The 22,533-nt window shown below is 67.2% G+C and carries 7 protein-coding genes; all 7 read right to left on the bottom strand.

The window, feature by feature from the left end; genetic code table 11:
* Positions 1-82 precede the first annotated feature (82 nt).
* Positions 83-970: an alpha/beta hydrolase gene (locus tag K1X74_04475; GenBank protein MBX7165583.1), complete on the bottom strand. Its 888-nt coding sequence runs from the start codon at positions 968-970 to the stop codon at positions 83-85.
* 34 nt (positions 971-1,004) lie between these two features.
* On the bottom strand, positions 1,005-2,585 hold the full coding sequence (locus K1X74_04470) for an alkaline phosphatase family protein (GenBank protein MBX7165582.1): 1,581 nt from the start codon (positions 2,583-2,585) through the stop codon (positions 1,005-1,007).
* Between the two features lie 56 nt (positions 2,586-2,641).
* Positions 2,642-2,926 (bottom strand): acyl carrier protein, encoded by a 285-nt coding sequence (locus K1X74_04465; GenBank protein MBX7165581.1) that lies wholly within the window; start codon positions 2,924-2,926, stop codon positions 2,642-2,644.
* A gap of 45 nt (positions 2,927-2,971) precedes the next feature.
* The gene (locus tag K1X74_04460; GenBank protein ID MBX7165580.1) at positions 2,972-5,566 is read right to left on the bottom strand and encodes a hypothetical protein; all 2,595 of its coding nucleotides are present in this window, start codon (positions 5,564-5,566) and stop codon (positions 2,972-2,974) included.
* A gap of 55 nt (positions 5,567-5,621) precedes the next feature.
* On the bottom strand, positions 5,622-7,199 hold the full coding sequence (locus K1X74_04455) for an alkaline phosphatase family protein (protein ID MBX7165579.1): 1,578 nt from the start codon (positions 7,197-7,199) through the stop codon (positions 5,622-5,624).
* A 138-nt stretch (positions 7,200-7,337) separates the two neighbouring features.
* Positions 7,338-12,722, bottom strand: a complete 5,385-nt coding sequence (locus K1X74_04450) for a polyketide synthase dehydratase domain-containing protein (protein MBX7165578.1) — start codon at positions 12,720-12,722, stop codon at positions 7,338-7,340.
* Positions 12,719-22,177: an SDR family NAD(P)-dependent oxidoreductase gene (locus K1X74_04445; GenBank protein ID MBX7165577.1), complete on the bottom strand. Its 9,459-nt coding sequence runs from the start codon at positions 22,175-22,177 to the stop codon at positions 12,719-12,721. Before K1X74_04445 ends, K1X74_04450 begins: the two co-directional genes overlap by 4 nt.
* Positions 22,178-22,533 lie beyond the last annotated feature (356 nt).

Here is a 22,533-nt window from a genome sequence, read left to right as displayed (position 1 = left end):
CGGCCGCCAGGACCACAAGGCCTAGCCGCGTCCGGATCCCAAATCGTGTCAGGGATCGCTCCATCGTACCGCCTCCCGGGTATCAGGCGTGCTCCGCTGCCCCCGGGGAGATTGTAGCGACTTCGCCGAGAAACGCGCGCACGATGGCGGCGAATCGCAGCGGTTCGGCAGCCGGGTGAAAGTGTCCGCCGTCGGCGACCGTTTCGCACCGCACGTGCCGTCCCCAATGGGCCAGCGCCTGCATGCTGGCGCGATGCGGCGACCGTTCCCCGTAGACGGCCAACAAGGGGATGTCGAGCGCCGCGATCGTCGTGGGCAAGACCTGGCCCCGGTCGCGAAAGCCGCGATCTGCTTGCGTCGCCTGCAGCAGCTTCAGCCATTGTTCGCCCGAGCGTTTTGAGGCGGCAAAGGGGAGAAACTTGACCTGTCCGCGGGCCTTTTGACGCACGCCCAGCCAGCGCGGACCAGCGATCGCTTCGAGCAGGCACAGCCCGATTTCCGCTTCGTGTTCTGCGAGGCGCACGCCGCTGCGCCGCAGGCGCCGTTGCAAGTCGCGCCAATCGAATTGCTGCGGCAGAATCTGCTCCGGAGCAAGGCCCGCCAGGCGCGAATCGGCCAGCACGAGCGAACGTACGCGCGGCGCAGAGTCGATCGCGGCCTGCAGCGCGATCAGCCCACCGAAGCTGTGCCCCACGAGATGCGCCGCGGGCAGCTCGAGGTGGTCCAAAAGCGCCACGAGATCGCGTGCCTGGGCCTCCGGCTCGTAGCCGTCGGCCGGAGTGTCGCTGTATCCGTGGCCGCGCAAATCGTAGGTGATGACGCGCCAGTCGGCCGCCAATTGGCCGACCAGCTCCAGGTTCCAGAACGCCTGGTTGGCCGCCAGGCCGTGCAGCAACACGACACCCGCGGCCCCGCGCTGGCCGGCATCGCGATAGTTCAAACGGACGCCTTCATGAACGAGGTAAGGCATAGGCGTCCTGTTGCGTGCCGTTCGTGGCGTCCGCCTATTCGACGTAGCCCAGGGCTCGCAATCGCTGCAGGATCTTTTCGTCCGAGTCGGCTTCGGCGTCCGCGTCGACCGCGACGCGCTCGACCGTGCCCGAGGGCGAAGTCGTCGGCGGCCCGGTGACGATCGGCTGGGCCTGAAGCTGGGCCGGCTCGAACGCCGCCTGCATCACCTTCCCCTCGAAGTCGCTGGGAACCGGCAAGCCTAGGCTGTAAAGCAGCGTGGCCGCCACGTCGAGAATCGACTGCTGCGACACGGCAATGCCGCGCGGAATGCCGGGGCCAGCCGCGGCGAAGACCCCCTCGGGACAGTGCGTTCCCGCGACCAGCGGCCGTTGCCAGACGATCGGCTCGGCGTCGAGCACCGAGAAGAAACCGTGATCGAACAGGACGAGCGTCAAGTCGGGCCCCGACTTGCCGGCCTCGCCAGGAAATGCCTGCTCGCGCAGCAACACGTCACGTACCAGCGGCACGCCGGTTTCCGGGTGGCGCAGCTCCTTGAGCTTGGCGATAAGCTGCTCGCGGAAGGCGTGATATTCGTTTGCCGCCACGCCCGTTTCACCAGGGCCGTGCGCCACGCGGATGTGAATGCCGTTGGTCGCGCCGCTGGGGGCATAGGCTATCGTCCGCTCCCAATCGAGCGCCACGAAATGGCCGGCGGCGGGCTTCTCGGCCGTACGATCGGCCCATTGGAGGTAGCCCTGGCTTTCGAGCCATTTGTTGATGCGGAACACCGTCTCGGTAGGCCCGAAGCCGTGGTCCGAAGCGATGAAGACGCGCGCCTGCGGGCCGGCCAGCGCGACGATGCGGCCGATGAAGCCGTCGAGCTCGTGGAAGTATTGCACGCACAGCTCGCGCATCCGCCGTTCGAACGCGCTAGGCTGAGCGCTGAAGTAGCGCGGATCGAGGAATCGCCAACAGCCGTGCTGGAGCTTGTCGACCCCGTCGAACATGACGGCCGTCAGGTCGGCCGGGTGTTGTTCCATGATGTGCCTGGTGATCTCGAACCAGTGCCGTTCGCGCACGATGTGAAACTGGGTCCACGGTTCGAGCTCCTCGTCTTCGAGGATCTGCATGGCCTTCTTCTCGTGCTCGAAATCCCACGAGATCTCGTTGGGATTGAAGCCGGGCAGGCCCTTGAGCTCGTCATACAGCTCGACCGGGTGGATGTTGCGGCGCAGATGCCGCCACGACAGCAGGCCGGGCACGATCGAGCCGGAAACCTTGGGCGGCGGCGCCATCAGCGGAAAGTTGAGCGAAGTGACGCTACCGCCCTGGCGGCTGACGATCGACCAGATCGTTTCGCAGTGAATGTCGCGAAAGTTGTTGAGCGTGAAGAACGCGCCGCCGGCGCGGACCTCGGAACGCAAGAAATCGAAGATTCCGTGATGCCCCGGGCTGCGACCGGTCATCAGCGTCGTCCAGGCCGGGGGCGTGAGCGGATGCGGCGTCGTCAGCAGCTCGGCGCGGACGCCACGGGCCAGGAACTGTTGCAGGTGCGGCATCTGCCCGGCCGCCATCAGCGGGTCGAGAATCGAGTAGGTGGCGCCGTCGAGGCCGATCAATACGGTGGGTTGCATGGCAGACCTTTGCGCGCTGCGGCGGTGCTGGCAGGAACGGGGCGAAGGCGGGGAAACTACTTGTTCAAATGACGCTCGAGGAACGCGACGATCCGCCCGACGCTGACTTCGTTGACGTAGGTTCCACCTTCCATCAACAGCTCTTCGAAGCGGAAATCGCGCCGGCCATAGTGCTCTTCAATGGCGGTGACGAGTTGCACGACGTCGATCGACTCGAAGCCCAGGTCGGTGATCAGCCGGGTCTGGGGCGTGATTTCGCCCTCGAAGCTGGTGTCCCAGTCGCTGGTCATATCGGCCAGCAGCGACTTCAAATCGCTGAGAATCGTGTCGGTCGTAGGCATCGCATGGCTCCGCGTCCGCGTCGCAATCGACGCGGCGACAGGGGGTCAGGTGGTAGGTGAATTCGCAGGCGCTTCGGGCACCTCGCCCGGCTTGACGGCACAGATCAGCAGCTGCTGCTCGATCATCCGCCGCCCGCAGGGCAGCGCCTGGCAGATCGCGCGGAACCGGTCAGCATCGATCTGGTTCATCAGGAAGCGGACGCCGAAATAGTTGCGGCTGTGCCGGCAGAATCGCATCCAGCCGTCGCGCGTGCAATCGGCAATGCGGATCTGCGTCAGGCCCATCTTGCCGAGTGCCTTCGCATACAACGTTTCGGGCGCGGCGGGTTGATGGATGTCTTGAGGCGCGTTGAGCGGCTCGGTCAACTCAGACAACAACGGGCCCACCGAATCGGCGGCGACAAAACAGCCGCCAGGCCGTAGCACGCGCGCGACCTCGCGGAGCGCCGTGAATCGGTCGACTTCGCCCGGCCCGTCGATCCACACGACCAGTTCGACCGCGGCGCTCTCGGCGGGCAATCGCCAGTTGGGACGGCCCGTCAGGCTCGACACCTGACCCACCAACCCGGCCAACTCGACGGGTTCGATCGAGAGTAGCGGCCGCAGCCGGTGTAGCTCCGCGGCCAATTCGTCGGCGCCGTAGCCGATGGCCAGCGTGCGCCCCGTGCGCGGCAGAAGGTCGACCGTATCGTCCTTGGCCAGGTCGCCGGTCGCCACGGCCAGAGCCTCGTTCACCAGGGCACGGGCCGCCTCGGCGGGGGTCCAATGCTCGAAGCGCCAGTAGCCGACCGAACGCAGCCGGGTCCCCAGGAAATAGTCGTCGATTTCGGCCGCGACTTGTTCGTGGAAGGCTTCGAGTTGCTCCTGATCGGCCAACTGCAGCCGAGGGTCGAAGTCGCGATTGTCCAGCGGGCGTTCGCTCCAGGTGTCGAGCGAATGCGTCGGCCGATCGTCGTCTTCGCGCACGTCGGACAGAGGCGCCGCAGCGATCAATTCGTCGATGACCCGTAACGAATCGTCGCCCATTTCGGGCATCTTCAACGCGGCCTCGCCCGGCGTGATCTGCTCGCCGGCCAGCGTCGGCTCGGGAATGATCTGCACGCCCGCCGGGTGATCGGGAGTGGCTTGGGTCGCGACGTGATCGTGGTTGCCGTGCCAGACTTCGACCCCGCCCTGCGGATTGAACTCGTACCGCCAGCCCGAGGGACCGCGCACCGCGACTTTCGGTCCGAAGGGGTTGGCCGTGCCTACGAACAGACCCGCGGGAGTGGAAATCAGCGTGCGAATGCCCCAGTTGTACGGATTGCCGAAGCCGTTACGCGTGACAGGCACCCAGTTGTCGCCATCGACGGTGCGCCACAGCTCGGTGCCGCCGCGAAACTGCATGAACTGTTCCTGCGTGTGGCGATCGAACACACGTTGCGCGCGTTCGTCGAGCGGCGCAAACGGAAACATGGCCGTCGAGTCGAACGTGCCGACGTAGAACGCGCCCTGGTGCTGGCACATGCGCCAGATATAGCCGGCAAAGCCGTTGTCCCAGCCGGGGCCCATGCCGCTCGTGGGGATCTTCAGTCCCCAGCGCGTCATGCGCGGTTGACCGACGACCAGGTCCCAGGTGTCGTCGGGCCAGACGCGAATTACCTCGCCGGCGCCAGGACCGATGTTGTTGTTGCGATCGAAGCCGCCGTTCTGGATGCCGGTGCCCAGATAGACGCAATCGCCGAAGGGATTGATCGACACGACGCCCTGGTTCCACGGCCCGCGATCGGCCCCGCGATCGAGCACCTTGGTCCAGTGGAAAGGCGGCTCGCCTTCGCCGTCGGTTTTCCAAAGCTGAAAGCCTTCGCGGATGTTCATCGTCCCGGCATAAAGAAAGTCGCCGCGGACGCACATGTCGTAGATGCCGTAGTTCGTCGGATCGCCGAAGCTGCCGGGATTGGTAATCTTCCAGTTTCCGCGCGAAGGGTCGTCGCTGCAAAGGATCAGCGCAAAGTACGACACGTTCGGATCGAACCCGCGCGAACCGGCCGGCGTCATGAACAACCGGTTCTTGAACACGACCATCGAGCGGAACGAAGTCACGTTCGGGTCGTCGAGGCCGAGACCTTGTTCGCTGACCTGCTCGAACCGTTCACCGTCGAGCGTGCGCATCAGCACGGGGCCGATGCCGTAGGAGCCGCAGCTCGGGATCGTGTAAAGGGCAGGGCAGGGGTCGCTCTTGCCCTGAAACACCGCCATGTTGCGAAAGCCGCTCGCCAGGGGCACCGTCTTCCCCTCGAGCCCCGGCACGTACGGCGAGCGAAACACCTGCTTCCATTGATCGATGCGCGGGTTATAACGCCAAATCTGCGCGCCCAAGTCGAACGTATCGATGCTTTCCGGCACCTCGACCGGCCACATCGCCGTGGGCACGCTGAATTTGAAACGCTTACGGGCCTGCACCAGGATGTCGCGGTTGGTGCCGACGAACAGGTTATCGCGGTACCAGGCATAGCCGTAGGCGTAAGAATTGTGCGGGTCGCCAAACCCGTTGGCGGCGATCCGCCGAAAGTGACCGGTGCTCAGGCCGACGGGGCGCGGCCCGGTACTCGGCCCCTCGGGTCCGCTCGCGGACGCTGCACTAGCAGGCGAGGCGACCATCAGGCACTCCGCCGCAGGCGCGCTGCGCAAAGGATCGATAGGGGGCGCGTGCAGGTCACTCGATGTACCCCAGGCTCTTAAGCCGCGCCATGATGATCGCTTCGTCTTCGGCATCGAGTTCGCCGGCAGCATCGCCGCCCGAGGCCACGCTCGCCGGCGCGGGTTCCGCGGCCGCCTGAGCCTGACGCGGCCGATCGCTGGCCAGATAGGCCGGATCGTAAATCCGCTCGGGGAGCTCACCCTCGTAATCGGCCGGAATCTCCAGACCCAGGCTATGGGCCAAGAGCGGCGCGATATCCAACAGGTAGTACTTGCCCGCGTCGACGCCCGCTTGAACGCCGGTGCCCGTGGCCACGAGGATGCCGTCGGGATGGTGAGTGCCGTTGGGCACGCTGCGCGGCACGACCGGCGCGCGGCCGTTGAGCACGGAAACGAAGCCGTGGTCGCGGAGCGTCAGCGTCAGGTCGGGGAAGTGGTTGATATACGGGCCTGCGAACCAGTCTTCGCGTTTCTTGACCTCGGTGATGACTTGCCCGCCGTCGGGGCCGCGCAGGGCGAGCAGCTTGTCGATCAGATCGTCGCGAAACGCCACGTACTCGCTCGGCGGCACATTCAGGAACACACCGTTCGAACTGGGCGTCAGGGCATAGGCCCGGCTGCGCTCGAGGTCGACCAGGTTGGCATCCTGCGCGGGGCGATCGGTCTGGCAGGCCTCGGCCTGGTCCTCGGGCACCTCGCCGCGCCAGTGCAGCAACCCCTGATCGCACAGCCAGCGGTTGATGTAGACGATCTCCTGCGTGCCGGTGAAGCCGTGATCGGAGACGATGAACAATCGTCCCCAAGCGCCGACCAATTCGGCAAGGCGGCCAAGGAAATCGTCGACCTGGCGATAGTAGGCCTGGCAGCGTTCGGTGACTTGTTGTTCCCACGGGGTGGGTTGAGCCGGGCGCAGCGCCGGATCGAGGAAGCGGTAGGCCAGGTGCTGCAACTTGTCGGTACCGTCGAGGACCATCGCCGTCAGGTCGCTCGGCTCGGTGCGCATCAGGTGCTCCATCACGCTCATCCACACCCGGTCGCGCGCAATTTGATGATCGATCCAACGAGCCCAATTCTCGTGGTCCATTTCCTGCAGACCTTGCATCTCGACGTCGAAGTCCATGCCGAGGACTTTGACGTCGAAACCCGAGACGCCTTCGAGCCGCGCGAACAGATCGGCCGGATAGCTCGAGCGGCGCAAGTGCCGTCCCGAAGTGAAGCCGGGCATCGTATGGCCGTTGATGGGCGAAGGCGGGGCCAGGCCGAAGTAGTTCAGCACCGTGACGCGCTTGCCCTGCCGCGAGGCGTAGCTCCACAGCGTCTCGCAGTGGTTGTCGCGGGCATTGTTCAGATGGCAATACGTGCCACTGGCACCCTGCTCGCAACGAATCCAATCGGCGATGCCGTGATGGCCGGGGTTGCGGCCCGTGGCCATCGTCGTCCAGGCCTGTGGCGTGAGCGGCAGGGGCGTCGAGCCCAGCAGGGCCCGCGCGCCGCGACGATACATCTCGCCCAGGTGCGGCATCACGCCGGTGGCGACGAGGTGATCGAGAATCGTGAATGTTGCCCCATCGAGACCGAGCAAGACCGTCTTCATGCCGCGCAATTTCCCAACTAGGCAGTTGTCCAACAAGGACGCCCCGGGTTGCTGCACGGCCACCATCAGCAGGCAGCCGAGTTCCGGGGCGGACGAGGGTTTATCGATATGAGTTCAACGAGCTGCTCATCGCGGAATTCAGGCAGGCAGCGATTCTAACAAACAGATCGCCACGCAGTAGGGACCGTGTAAACGGCGATACGCCGGCAGGCAAATCTCACCGGCCTCGTTCGACGTTAATTTCGGAAATGCTTCGGCCATCGGCCCGCGCAGTGCTAACAAGAAGCGTCCGGTGGTGGCGCAGGCCTGGCGGACTTCGACGGCTCGCGGGCCGCCGAGCACGCCGCGACCTAAGGCCTTGCCGAGGGCCTCTTTGGCGCTCCAGGCCGAGAGATACCAGTTGTCGACCGGCTCTTGCGACGCCGTGGCCGCTGCGGCCAGGAGGGCCAGTTCCTCCGGGGTGAACGCGTCGGCCACCAGGCCCGGGTCCATCGCGATCAGGGCCTCGATGTCGATTCCCACCGCGGCCAGCTGGGCCGGCGCGGCCAGGGCGACGGCCTTGAATTCCTTATGTGCGATGCTCACGGCCGGCGCCGCCAGATCGCCAGGCAGATGGGCGTGCGGCTTGCCGTCGCCGTTGGCCGTGATGGCGACGTCGGCCATGCAAATCGGTGCCCCGGCGAACAACCGCACGGCGTCTTTGGCCGCGATGCGCCCGGCCAGCCAGTAGGCCGCGGCGGCAGGCGAGAGCTTTTGCCCGGCGAACGCCGCCCGTTCCTGGCGATCGAGGATCATCCGCGCCACGACTTGCGACCAGAGGCGATTAAGCAAGATCGGGCTGCCCGCCGTCAAAGTTTCGCACACGCGGCACGCTTCGATATGTGGCACGCCGGCGAACACCTCGGTGATATCGCGGCTGCAGGTGACCCGCGTCGAGGCCTTCGAGTAGTGGTGTAGGCCCGTGGGGAAATCGACCACCTGGCACACACGCCCCGTCATCCGAAGCACGATCCGGCCGTCGGGCGCTTTGAGCTCGACGTCGGAGTGCAGCAACGCACCTTCGCGGTGCATCGTGGCTACGGCCGTGAGCGCGGCTTTCGGCCGGTCGGCGACAAACTCTAGCCGGCCGATGCTGTTCGGGAAGACCATGTACACCTCGGGGTCTTCCGGGTGCCATTGGCCGTAGATCATGCCCGGCACTTGCGACGCGACATCGACCAGCGCCGACGGCAATACGAGCGGACCACCGGCGCCCGGCGCGAACAGCAGCCCGGCGTCGGGCTCGTGCACCGTGGCGCGAATCGCCGTCGGCTCGTAGGCGTCGATCGAATCGATGCCTTGAAACGCCGGGCCGTGGAACAGAATCCAGTCGTAGAGGTTTTCGGCCCAGGGGGCAGGCTCGGTGGCCCGATCGGGCACGACCGCGGGTCCAAGCTCCGGTTCGAATTCGCCCAGTTCGACGTTGCCTTCGACGATCACGGCGCTGAAGCCTTCGCGATCGGCTTCGGACACTGTGACGTGCACGTGCGTCTCGTCGAGCTGCCGGGCCTCCATGCGCACGCGGCGATTGCTGGTCTCGAAGGCCAGCCAACGCATGGTCCGCACGTTATCCATCGCGACCACGGTCAGGTCCGGGCAGAGCTTGGCAGCCGCCTCGGCCATCAACTCCAACGACATGGCCAGCGGCATGACCGGCAGGCCTTGTAGGTTCGAATCGACCGTCGACAACGCCCGGCCCAGGAACGTGTGATCCAGCAGGAAGCGATGTCGCTCGATGTCCAACTCGCATTCGGCCAGCAGCCGGGAGCCGGGTTCGTGGATCAACACCGTTTCCAGCAGCGGCAGCGTCGAGCGCTGCGTGCGCGGCAACGTGGCGGTGCCCGTCGCTGGCGCACTGCTCGCGGGTGGCGGACTGCCGGGTGCCTTCGCGGCTTCACGAGGAGCGGGAGAAGACGCGCTGGCGCGAGTGACTGCGATCGCCTGAGTTGCCGCCGCGGTATGACCATTTTGTGTCGCCGCCAATGGCGCGGCGGGGGGCGGCGCCGGTGCCGGCGCATGAACGACGGGCGCGACCACCGGCGGCGTCGGGCGTGTGGCTGGCGCGGCAACGGCAGACACAGCCGGCGGCGTTGCCGCTGGTACTACAGACGCCGATACCACGGGTGCAGGTTTCACTGCCGCCGGATTCGCCGCTACGGAACCCGGGGCCGCGACACCGTTATGCGTCGAGGCCGGCTGCCTGCCTTGGAGACGCGTCGACATGATGCGCTGCTGCATCTCGACGAAATGACGCATCGTGCGCTGGTAGTCGACCACGGCCTGGGTGCGCGGGTCGATGGCCGCGCTCGCCGCAACCGCGGGCTGCGACGGGGTGGCCGGCGACCGAGGGGTAGCGGCCGATGCATGGCCGTTGGCATACGTTGCCGAAGCGGCGACGGTCGGCGTACCTGTGGGAAGTGCAGGCGCTGGCTTGACCGGAGTCGCGGCCCGGGGCAAGGGCGGCGCCGCGGCCGCGTGTGAGGCGGGCGACGCGGAGACAGCCGCTGTTGACGGCGCCGAGGTGGCAGCCGGCGCAGACGGCATGGCCGAGGCGGTATTCACGTCCGGCTTCGATTGGCGCAACGTGGCCAGCGTTTCGTCCGAAAGCGCGAAGGTCGGCAGGTCGAGCCGCAGCACGGGGTCGGTCTTGGGCGCCGCCGGCGGTTCGGCCGCCAGATCCAATCGCTGCGGCTGGCGCCGGCGATACAGCGCGTCGAGATTCAGCGGCACGCCGTGTGCCACGAGCTGGCCGAGCGCACGACAGAGCTGCGTCACCCCATCGTAGCGCGGTACATCGAGCGCGACCGACAGGTGGGGCTGCTTCTTCAACGTGTCGGACACGAACGCAGCCAGATTGCCGCGCGGTCCGACCTCGAGAAAGATCCGCACGCCGGCCGCGTACATCGCCTCGACCGTTTCGCGGAACCGCACGGGCGAACGCCATTGCCGCACGGCCAATTCCTGCACGCCCGGGGGCTCTGCCGGAAACCGCTCGACCGAGGCGCACGACCAGGTCTCGACGCGCGGCGACTGCAAGCCGATCGTGCGGAAATAGTCTTCGATGATGCCGCTGGCCGGCTCGAATGCCGCGGTGTGATAGGCACGGCCCCACGGCAGCTTTTCACAGAGACCGCCCTTGCCGCGCAGCCCTTCGATGGCCGCGTCGACCGCCGCCTCGTCGCCGGAAAGAATGACCTGGCTGGGGCAGTTGTCCATCGCGATGGTCAGCCGTCCCGCGGCATGCTCGACGACCGCGTCGACCGCCGCGCGCTCAGCCCCACCCACCGCCAGCAGCACGGCCGGCGGCACCAGACCCGAGCTGGATAGCCGGGCGGCGTTGTTGGCGCCCTCGCTGAGCGCATCGATGAGCGCCTCGTCGCCTTCGGGCGCGATGGCGCCGGCGGCCATCAACGCGCCGAATTCGCCGCTGGAATGTCCGACGATGGCCTGCGGCTCGATGGCCAGCGTGCGGAGCAGCGCCAACAAGGCCCGGGAGGCTAGCGTGACGCTCGTCACCGCGCCGCCCAGTTCGAGCAACTCGGCCTCGGCCGCCTGCGTCTCGTCCGGCAATGGATAGATCAACCGGCTGAGCGGCTGGCGGCCAGGGGTGCGGAGAAAGGCTGCATCGGTCAAATCGAACTCGCGCCGCACTTCGGGGAAGTGACGGCACAGGTCGGCCAGCATGTTCGGATACTGCGCGCCCTCGCCGGGGAAGACAAACGCGACGCGCCCCGCGGCCGCCAGCGGTTGGGCGTACCAGAAGATGCCACTGCGGTCTTGGATCTTCTCGCGTGCCGGGTCGCTGAGCATCTTCTCGGCGGTCACGAGCTTCTTGAGCAGATCGGCAACCGACTGGGCCACGATCGCGACGCGCAGCGCCCCCGACTCGGCGGCGGTACTGGCGGCCACGTCGAGCAGGCGAACGTGCGGCGCGCGTTCGAGCCACACGCGCAATTGGCCCAGCCGCGTGCATAGCGCCTCGCGCGACTCGGCCGACACGACCACCAACTCGACCGGCCAGTTGTCTTCTAGCCGCGGCAGGTCCGACTCGGCGGCCGGCAGATGCTCTTCGAGAATCGCGTGCGTGTTGATACCGCCGAATCCAAACGCGTTGACGCCTGCGCGACGCGGATGCCGGCGCTCGCCGTGAATCCACGGCCGCGTCGTCGTCGACAGGTAAAAGGGCGTGCGCTCCAGTCCGAGTGCGGGATTGGGCTGCTCGGCGTGCAGCATCGGCGGCAGCACGCGGTGATACAGCGCCAGCGCCGTCTTGATCAGCGACGCGGCCCCCGAGGCGGGAATCAAGTGGCTGATCATCGACTTGACGCTGCCCACCGCCACGGTGGGCTTGGCACCGTGGCGCGCGCCGAAAACGCTGGTCAGCGTCTTGATTTCGGTTTGATCCCCCAACGGGATGCCGGTGCCGTGCGCTTCGACGAGGCCGATCGTCGCCGGATCGACGCCGGTCGTGCCGTAGGCCTGCCGGAGGGCGATTTCCTGGCCGGCCTGGCTGGGGGCCAACAGGCCCGAGCCTTTCCCGTCGCTCGAAGTGCCCACGCCCTTGACGAGTGCGTAGATGCGGTTGCCGTCGCGTTCGGCGTCGCTGCGCCGCTTGAGCACGAGCACGCCGCAGCCCTGGCCGAGCAAGGTCCCACTGGCCTCGGCCGAGAAAGGGGCGATCTTGCCTTGCTTGCTCAGCGCGTCGAGATAGCAAAATGCCATGTGGACCATGCCGGGCGTCGAGACCTGCACGCCGCCGGCGAGGACCATGTCGCAGCGCCCGCTCCGCAACTCGCGGATCGACTGATCGACCGCCAACAGCGCCGACGAACACGCCGCATCGACCGTGTAGGCCGGGCCGTTCAGATCGAGGCGATTGGCAACGCGGCCGGCGAGAATGTTGTGCGTCAGCCCCGGCACGGTCTCCGAATTGAACGGCGGCATCCGCTTGCGCAGCTCGCGCTCGATCAGCGCCAGGTCGTCGGCCGTGCGTTCGGGCTCGAGTTGGCGCAGCAGATCGACGAACTGGCCGATCATGTACCCCTGCGAGATCATCGTCAGCAGGCCGCGGTTGATGAAAATGCCGCGGCCGAGGATCACGCCCGTCTTGGGCCGATTGATCGGGATCTCGGGATACCCGGCGTCGTGCAGTGCCTCGACGGCACAGCGGAACGCGAGGAACTGATCCGGCTCGGCACCCTCGATGCTCGAAGGCATGATGCCATAGCGTGCGGGGTTGAACCGCGCGATCTCGCCGAGAAAGCCGCCCCGGCGCACGTACACATGCGGCGCGAAGAACTCCGGCTGCCAATCGGGAGTCGGCTCGCCGACGCAATCGACCTTGCCGACGATGTTCTGCCAATAGCGGCGCGGACCGTCGGCACCGGGGAGAAAACATGCCATACCGACGATGGCAATGTCTTCGTCCGCGCGCGCAGCGGGCGGCGAAAGGTCAGCCGCCGTGGCGTCGGCCGGCAAGGTCATCGAGAAGCGCTCCGGGCAATGCGATTCAACGCGGCCGATCCGGCGCCTTCGAGTCCTTCCATGAGTCCGACCACGCGGTTCCCGCGCAGCAGCCAGACGTCGGCCTTATACCAGTTCTCGTTCGAGCTCGGATCCAGGCGGAACAACGCTTCGACCGGCTCGCTGCCCAGCGGTCCGAATCGATGATACACGGCTACGCGGTTGGGCAACGGGCTCGTGTCGTGCACGGCCCGTGACCACAACATTCCCAGTTGCGGCGCAGCGTCGAGAATCACCGGATCGATCAACCAGCCTGCCGGGCGCGCCCCGCCCAGGCAATGTTCGACATTGCCCGGGGCAAAGACCGCGTCGACCCCGCTCGGATCGAGTCCCCGTAATTCGATGATGGCCTGCAGGATCGGGCCGTGGAAGAGCCAGCGCTCATAGGCCTCGGGCACCGGCAGCGGAAAAGCGCTTTCGATGCGCGGCAAATTCGGCGCTTCCGGCACCTCCGGCTCGAAGGCCGACACGCGGACCAGCGATTCGTACATCGGCCGGCCGGGCTTTTGCGGATCGACAATCCGCACGCGCCACACTCCGCCCGATTCCTGCCAGTCGATCGCTTCGGCGCGCACCAGGATCGTCCGCGTGGGCTCGTCGAGCACGATGCCCGCGAAGGCCCGCAGGTTTTCGACGTGGGTCACGTGCCAGCCGGGCGGGGCCGCGGCCAGCGCCGTTTCGGCCATCAACTCCAGGGCAAACGCCGCGGGGAAGACCGGTTTCTGGTCGATCATGTGATCGCGGAGAAAGCCGTGCTGTGCCGCGTCGAGCGTGACGTAGGCCTCGATCGTACCGTTGCTCAGGCGATGCACGACCTGACCGGCGAGCAACGCGGTCGCCACGGACACCGCGGCGCACTGCGCGGCCAGGCGCTCTGCGTCGGCCAGCCACGGTCCAGGGCCATACAGGACATTCGTCGTGCCGTCGGCGAACTCGAACTCGTTGACCACTGCCTGGCAGCCGCCGGGCAGGGTGACCATGCCGACGCCGCGTTCGGCAAACTGGCGCGCCACTTCGGCGGTAACCATGCCGGCGCCGGACCAGGGGCCCCAGTTCAGCGCGGCGACCTTGGTCTGCGACCACACCCGCGCCAGCCGGGCGGCCATGCGGTTGAGCACCTCGTTGGCCGCAGCATAGTCGACCTGGCCCGGGTTGCCGAAGAAGCCCGAGACCGAGGAGAACAGCAGGCAATATCTCAATTGTCGGGGGTCGAGCAGCCGGGTGAAGGCAAACGCCCCGTCGAGCTTGGTGCCGACGACGCGGTCGAACGAATCGTCGGACTTGTCGACGATGTAGCGGTCTTCGATCACGCCGGCTCCGTGAATCAGAGCGTCAATCGGGCCCAGGCGCGATTGCACGTCGTTGATCACCGCGGCCAAGGCCTGTTCGTCGCGCACGTCGCAGGCGTGATACTCGACCCGGCTGCCGGCTTGCGCGATGGCCTGGAGGTTTTCGCGGATCTCGCGATCGGCCAGGATGCGAACCAGCTCGCGCTCGACTTCGCGCGGCGAGGGGCTCGTGCCGGCCGCGCGCAGCCGGTTGATCAACTCTTTCCGTACCTGGCCGGGATCGGCGAGCGATTCGGCCCAGGGGTGGGGGGCTTCGACCGGCAGGGGGCTACGCCCCAACAGAACCATTGTGGCCTGCGAACGCGCGGCCAGCGCCCGCGCGACATGCGCCGTGATGCCCCGGGCCCCACCGGTCACCAGCACGACGCTCTCGCGCCGAAGTCCGGGCAGTTGGGCCCGCTCGCCCGCGGCCGAGGTCGCAAACTCTTGCCGCATCGGGGCGACAGTCAGCCGGCGGGCATGGCGATAACCCACCTCGACCGGACCAGTGCTCTGCAGCTCGGCGAGCAGCAGCTCGATTTCCGGCACGGCGTCGAAATCGATGGCCCGGAAGCGCGCCCCGATCCATTCCTTGGCCGCGGTCTTGAGCATGCCGGCAATGCCACCGCGCCAGGGGCGCGAGGCTTCCTGAGCGGCGTCGCCGCCGAAGTCTCCGCCGCCGAGCGTGGCGGCCAGGACAATCAGGTTGCCGTCGTAAGCGCCGCCCAGGTCGGGCGCAGCACCTTGCAACAGGTGCAATAGTCCCTTGAGCTCGGCCTCGACGCGCGAGCGCCAGGTGCCGGGATCGATGCCGGGAAACTCCGGCGTCTGCGTCAGAGGCACCAGATGCACCAACGCACCGATTGCCCCGTAGCGTTGACGTACCAGCGAGAGCGTGGCCGTCGTGGCATCGCGCGAAGCGAGCACCTCGGCGGGAATGATCTCCGCGGGCAGGCCTTGGGCCTGAAGTTCGCGCTGCAAGGCGGCGGTGACGCCGCGGCCATCATCTGTGAGCACCACGGCGCCGGCGATTTGCGGCATCCGTGTCTCCTTCGCGAGCGGCGCTTCGAGAATCGCCGGGACGCAACGCGGCGTCGACTCAGTGGTCTCGGCGGCCGGCGCGGAGGCCGGCAAGGCACCGTTGGCCTTGGCCCCGTTGCCTTCAGCACGGCTGTACCCGTTGCTGGGCCCATGACTGGTCCCGTTGCTGGGGGCATTGCCGTGGGCTGCAACGCTGAGCCGTTCGACGCCGTTGAGAATGGCCCGCAAATTCGCGGCCGAGGTCATTTCCTCCATGAACCACGCGGGCGGCTCGTCGATGTGCGGGAACACGGCGCGACGAAATGCGCCGATGATTTCCACGCGCTTGATCGAGTCGATGCCCAGGTCGGCTTCAAGGTTGGCATCCAAGGCCAGCATGTCGGCCGGATACCCGGTCCGCTCGCTGACGACGTCGACCAGCAGTTGTTGTAGTTGCTCCGGCGCCACGGACGGCGTGCCCGCGACTTCGGTCGAAGCGGCGGAAACGGCAGACGTTTCCGGATGCGCGGCGGCGGGAGTGATTTGGGCATGTAGCGCGGTCACGCCGTCGAGGATTTGCGCCAAGGTACCGGCGCCCGACAGTCGCTCCATGAACCAGGCCGGCGGTTCATCGACGCTCGGCAACGCCGCGCGGCGGAAGGCGCCGACGATTTCGACCTTCTTGATCGAGTCGATGCCCAGGTCGGCCTCGAGATTGGCCGTCAAACCGAGCATCTCTTTGGGGTAACCCGTGCGGTCCGACACCACGCCCAGCAACATGTCGGTCAGTTGGTCCTGGTCGAGCGCGGCGGCCTCGGCAGGAGCCGCAGCGTGCGGTGCGGTGTGCGCCGGCGCAGCCGCCGCTTGCGCTTCGGGCGCGGCTGCCGTGCCGGCCAGATCGGCCACACCGGCGAGGATCTGCCGCAAGGTGCTGGCGCCAGTCATGCGCTCCATGAACCATCCTGGCGGTTCGTCGATCGACGGCAGCGCCGCGCGGCGGAAAGCGCCAATGATCTCGACGCGTTTGATCGAATCGATGCCCAGGTCGGCCTCGAGGTTGGCGTCCAGCGCGAGCATATCGCCGGGATAGCCCGTGCGATCGCTCACCACTTCGACGAGCATCTGTTCGAGCTGTGCCGGGTCGACGGCGGCAGCTTCTGACACGGTGGCCGGCGCGGCCGGGGCTTTTGCTCCGTCCGTTCGTGACGCGGCTTGCGGTGCTTGTTCCCCGACGAGTTCGTGTACGCCGTCGAGGATTTGTTGCAGCGTGCTGGCGCCCGTCATCTTCTCCATGAACCAACCGGGCGGTTCGTCGATCGAGGGTAGCGCCGCGCGGCGGAAAGCGCCGATGATCTCGACGCGTTTGATCGAATCGATACCGAGGTCGGCCTCGAGATTGGCTTGCATCGACAACATGTCGCCGGGATAGCCCGTGCGATCGCTGACGATTTCGACCAGGAATTCGTCGAGCGGCGTGCTGGTGACTGGCGTCGACTCGGCCGCCTTGGTCGGCTGTTGTTCGCGCGGCGCCGGTGCGGGCGAGATAATTGGCCCCGCGGCGCCGATATAAGTGGCCGCAGCGATCGTGCGCGGTGCCGGCGGCGGCACAGGGGCAGCCAAAGGCGGCGCGGCGGATGCCGAAGCAGCTACCGTGGGAGCAAGCGGCGTCGATGCCTCGACGGTGGGCATCGCCACGACCGGTCCGCTCGCGGCAAGGGGCAGCGCTTCGACCGTGATCGGAGGCGCAGGCGGCGAAGCAGCCATCGCCGGCGAGCCGGTCAGGTAGGCGGTCAGCACTTTCTCTTGGGCGTCGAGGAAGGCCCGCATTGTGTGCTGGAATTCGCGCATGGCCACGTCGCCCATCTCGGGCGCGGGCGGCTGTACGGCAAGCGGTGCCGGAGAAGCTGCGGGCGCGACCGGCACTGGCGGCGCCGCGATGGGTCCAGCGGCAGCAGCCGGAGCGGCGTGGCTGCCCGCTGTCGCGGCGATAGGCGCGCTCACCGGCGGTTTCACGGCCAGGCTCGGCGTGGCGCCCACTTTCGGCGCCGCCGATGGGGCTGCTGCGGCGGGCTGCGGCGCCGTAGGTTGGTCGCCCAGCAGGCTGACGCGCGACGCCAACTGCCGCGGCGGTGTTCCGGCGGGGCGAAGATAGCTGCCGTTGATCAGGACAAAGTGCTTGGGCAACGGCTTCGACGGAGCGGCCAGTTCGGCCAGGTCCAGGGTCTTCAGTTCGCGGCCCTGGTAGAGCCGCTCGACGTCGATCGACACGCCGTGTGCGTAGAGTTCGCCGAGCGTCGCGAGGAATTCCGGGTAGCCGTTCTGGGCCGTGATCTGCGTGGCCACGACCACGTGCGGACGGTTACCCAGGATCTCGCTGGTCAACTTGGTCAGCACGCGGCCAGGTCCCGCCTCGACAAACACCCTGGCCCCCGCCGCGTACATGGCCTCGATCTCGGCGGCGAAGTGCACCTGACGCACGAGGTGCTCGGCCAGACGCTGCCGCATGGCAGCCGGTTCCGTGGGATAGGGCTCGGCCGTCGTGTTGCTGAACACGTCGATCTGCGCCGGTCGCAGGTCGACTTGGGCCAACGCTTCGGCAAATCGCGCCCGGGCCGGCTCCATCAGCGGGCTGTGGAAACCGCAGGAAACGGCGATGGGTGTCGAAGCCAGGCGCGCGGCCTCGAGCTGTTGCGTCGCGTGTGCCAGGCCGGCCTGGGTGCCGCTGATGATCGTCTGCCGCGGGCTGTTCATGTTCGCCAGCCAAACCTCGGGCGAACCCGCCAGCGCGGCGCGCACCTCGTGCTCCGGCGCACGAACCGCCAGCATCCGGCCGAGATCGCGTTCGTGGCCCGCGCTCATCTCGACGATGGCCCGGCCTCGGGCCAAAGAGAGGCGATAGAGCGCCGCCTCGTCGATCGCGCCGGCCACGTGCAACGCGACCAGTTCGCCATAGCTGTGGCCCGCAACCATGGCGGGCACCACGCCGCAAGCCGCCAGCAGGCGCGCCATGCCGACGTCGGCCGCGCCGAGGGCCGGCTGCAAGACGTCGGTCGCTTTGAGCGCTTCGGTCTGGCGTTGCCGCTGGGCGTCATCGAAGGCCGGCGGCGGATAGACGAATGTGCTTAGCGGTTGTTCGTAGGCGCCGCGCAGCTCGGCGTCGGCACGCTCGAAGCAGCCGGCCACCTCGGAGAACTCGACGGCCAAGGGACACAGCATATTGGGATACTGCGAACCCTGGCCGGGGAACAGCATGGCCAGGGGGCCGGTGCCACCCAGCGGCGATTCGGTGCAGTACACCCCAGCCACTCCACCACTGGCGGCGGCCGTGCCGGCCAAACGCGCGGCCAGGGCTTGCAGACGTTCGAGCAACTGCTCGGGAGTCGCGGCGACGACGGCGGCGCGCGACGTTCCGGCCGCGGCACCTTGCCGCCGCTGCCAGGCGAGCGCCAATTCGCCCAGGTGAATCCGCTTGCCGGCCGCGAGTGCCTTGGTCAACGGGTCGGCGAGCGACTTGATGCGCTGCGCCAATGCCGACGGCGAATTGCCCGCCAGCAAGAACAGCTCGGCGGGGCGCTCGCGATGCGGCGTCAGTTTTTCCGTGGATAAGGCCGCGCCGGTGTATTCTTCGAGCACGGCGTGGAAATTCGTCCCACCGAAACCGAACGACGACACGGCCGCGCGGCGCGGATGTTCGCCGCGAATCCACGGCCGCAGCTCGCTGTTGACGTATAACGGCCCATCGACCAGCCCGGCCTTGGCATTCGGCGTATCGACGTGCAGCGTGGGCGGCAGCACGCGGTGGTGCAGGGCCAGCGCCGACTTGATCAGGCTCGCCACGCCGGCCGTGCACTTGGTGTGGCCGACCATGGATTTCACGCTGCCCACCGCGATGCTTTGCGGCGGCACTTCGCGGCTCTTCAGCACGGTGGTGACCGATTGGCACTCGGTCTGGTCGCCGACGGCCGTGCCCGTGCCGTGCGCCTCGAACAGCCCGACCGTGGCGGGGCTGAACCGCGCCTGGGCATAAGCCCGTTCGAGCGTGCGAATCTGGCCTTCTTTGCGCGGCGCGGTCATGCCCTTGCTGCGGCCGTCCGATCCGCCGGAAACCGCGCGGATCACGGCATAGATCCGGTCGCCGTCGCGTTCGGCATCGGCGCGCCGCTTGAGACACACGGCGGCCAGGCCCTCGCTGATCGCGATGCCGTCGCTCGTGGAGTCGAAGGTGCGCGACTTACCGCGCGGCGATAAGGCACCGGCCTTGGCGAAGCAAAGATACGTAAACGGACTCTGGAGCGTGTCGCAGCCGCCAGTGATCACCAAATCGCTCGTACCATCGGCTAACTCACGACAGGCGAGATACACGGCCGACAGAGACGAGGCACAGGCCGCGTCGACCGTGAAATTCACGCCACCGAAGTCGAAGCGATTGCTGATGCGCCCGGCGACGACATTCAGCAAAATGCCGGCGAAGCTGTCTTCGGTCCACTCAGGCAGTTGCGACCACAGCCGCTCGTCCGGGTTCTCGATCAGCCCGGGAATGCTAGCTCGGACCGCGTAGCCGGCACCTAGTTCGGCAATGCCGCCACCGGCACCGAGGATGACGCTGGTGCGTTCTTTGTAAGGGTTGTGATCGCGGTACCCGGCGTCGCGCAAGCACTGATCGACGAGTTCCAACGCAAGCAGCTGCATCGGCTCGATGCTCGCCAAGGCTGCCGGCGGAATGCCGTACTTGAGCGGATCGAAGGGGACGTCTTCGAGAAAACCGCCCCAGCGGCTATAGACCTTGTCGCGCGCGTTGCGGTCGGCGTCGTACCAGCGTTGCCAGTCGAAGCGATCGGCCGGCACCTCGCGCACGAGGTCTTTCTTCCTGAGGATGTTGTTCCAGTAGTCGGCCAGTCCGTGGGCGCCAGGCATCAAGCAACCCATGCCGACGATGGCGATGTCCAACGGGGCGGGCGCCGGCTCGACCGGCACGATCGACACGCTGGCCTGGTCGTGCAAAGCCGCCAGCCGCGCCAGCGCGCCGCGGCAGACGTCGTCATGCAGTTCGCGCACCGTGCAGGGCCGCTCGCGCAACGCAGCCACTTGCCCGATCATGAACATGCCTTCGCGCCGCTGCGTGTCGGCGTCGACCTGCACATAGGGGCTCTCCCCGGGCGCCGTGGTTGACCGGCGGGCCACGCCTTTCGACGCGATCCGCAGGCGACCCAGGTTGAGACTTTCGAGCTCTTCGCGCAGCTGCTCGGCCGGCACCTGTTCGCGCTTCAGCCGGGCACGCTCTTCGAGGAACACACGATAAAACTCCGTGTCGGCGCAGCGCGTCGCGTGTCCGGGGCCCGTCTCGAGCAGGACCGTGTGTTGCGTCTCGAGAGCCGCGGCCTGGAAGCCTGGCAGGATGGCGCCGCTGGAGACGATTTCCTCGGTGAACAGGTAGGCCGTGCCCAGCAAGACGCCGATCTTGATGCCGCGTTCCACGAGCGGCTGTGCCAGGGTGGCCACCATCGCGCCGCTCAGCGCGTCATGCACACCGCCGGCGAACAGCACATGGATCTTGGCCAGCTCGTCGTCGGGCAGTTTTGCGTCGAGCAGGACCTGGATCATGCTTTCCCAGAGCACGAAGCTGCTCCGCGGACCGACGTGGCCGCCGCACTCGCGGCCTTCGAAGATGAAGCGCCGGCCGCCTTCGGTCAGGAACATCGACAGCATGCCCGGCGACGGGACGTGCAAGTACGTGCAGATGCCCTTGGCCTCGAGGCCCGCCGCCTGGTCGGGGCGGCCGCCGGCGATGATCGCAAACGGCGGGCAAACCTCTTCGATCGCGGCAAACTGCTTGGCCCGCAGCTCGCGATCCACGAAGCCCAACACGCCAACGCCCCAGGGACGCTTGCCCAGCAGCGTTTGCGTGGCCTTGAGCAAATCGCGCGATTGCTCGCCGCTCAACAGCGCCAAGGCCAAGAACGGCAGACCGCCCCCCTCGGCGACCTTCAAGGCAAAATCGGGCACGTCGCTGACGCGCGTCATCGGCCCCTGGGCCACCGGGAATTCGGTCCCGTGCGAGGCCGCCAGGGGGCCATCGGGGGCCAGCGCCCGAGCCTCTCGGGCACCTTCGATGGCCCGCACCGAGCGTTCGCGCAACAAGCCGAGCGCGCGAGCCACGTTCGGAACATCGGTCAACTCGCGCGCCCACAAACTCGCCAGCGCGGCGTCTTGCCCGAGTGCCCAGAGGCGATCGTTTTCCTGCTCGGCCACGAGCAATTCGCCGATGGTTTGCCGCCATTCGGCGAGCGTTACCTCCTGGCCCATTTGCACGCGATCCGAAAGCTGCAGCAGGCGATCGCGCGCCGTCATGCCGGGCTGCCAGTAAAGGCGGACGATTTCGCCTGCTGGGCCGGTGATGGCCACGGTCTCGCTGCCGTCCATTTGCGCGAGACGGCGTTTGAACGAATCGGACAGCGGCGATTCGCGCAACAAGCCCAATTGCCAGTCGAGGACCACGCCTGCCGCGCCGGCCGCGACGCAGGCGGCCGCGGTCCGCAGCCCGATCCCGCCCCAGGCATACACCGGCACGCGGGCGTTGGCCGGCATTTGACCGATCAAACGCTGTACGAGGATGAACGTCGTTTCCTCGCCGACGAGGCCGCCGGCCTCGTGTCCTTTGGCGATGAGAAAGTCTGCGCCTGCGGCGATGGCTGCTCTCGCGGCGGGGCCATTCGTGACAACCAGGCCCACGCGCGCGGCGACTTCGCGCCAGCGGTTCACCTCCGTGCTCAGATCGTCCGAACTTTCGGCCACCAGCACGACGGTGTCGCTGCCGCGGGCGGCTGCATGAATCTGCTGATGCAGTTCGTCCCAGCGCGCGAAGACGCAAACGCCCGTCCGGCCCTGTTCGACCGAGTTCTGCAGGCGGGCCAATTCGGCGCGTGCGTCGCCCGCTTGCTCCGCGCGTAAATGGCACAAATCGAGCAATCCCAGCGCACCGGCGCGAGCCGCGGCGATCGGCAGGCTGGCCTGAAACGTACCGGGAAGGGAAAGGACGATCGCGTCAAAACTGGCCGGGCCGTCGTCCATTGGAGGTTGCCCGTTCTTGGAGCCGTACAAGTTCACGCGTCAGGTCACTCCATGATTTGCAGGCTAATTCTTCGTGCGATCAGGACGTCAGCAGCCAATCCTGGGTGCGCGATGCATCGTTCGCTCAATTGGTTGCTCGCCTGACAGAGAACCTGTCAGGCAGGGCCAGGTCGTCACCGCTGTGAAATGACCGCTGTGAAATGTTTGTCTCGGACGTCGGCGTCCCGCGCAGCGGAGCCCAGTGCCGTTTCGAGGAGCACTGCGCCGTTCAGCGGAGCCCTTGACGCTGAGCGGGCAGATTTCCCCAGGTCCGTCCATGGCGGTTGCAACGCGCATCGCCGCATCCGCTCCGGCAT

It is taken from the genome of Pirellulales bacterium (assembly GCA_019694435.1).
Taxonomy (GTDB): domain Bacteria; phylum Planctomycetota; class Planctomycetia; order Pirellulales; family JAEUIK01; genus JAIBBZ01.
This window is presented reverse-complemented; position numbering and strand designations above follow the sequence as displayed.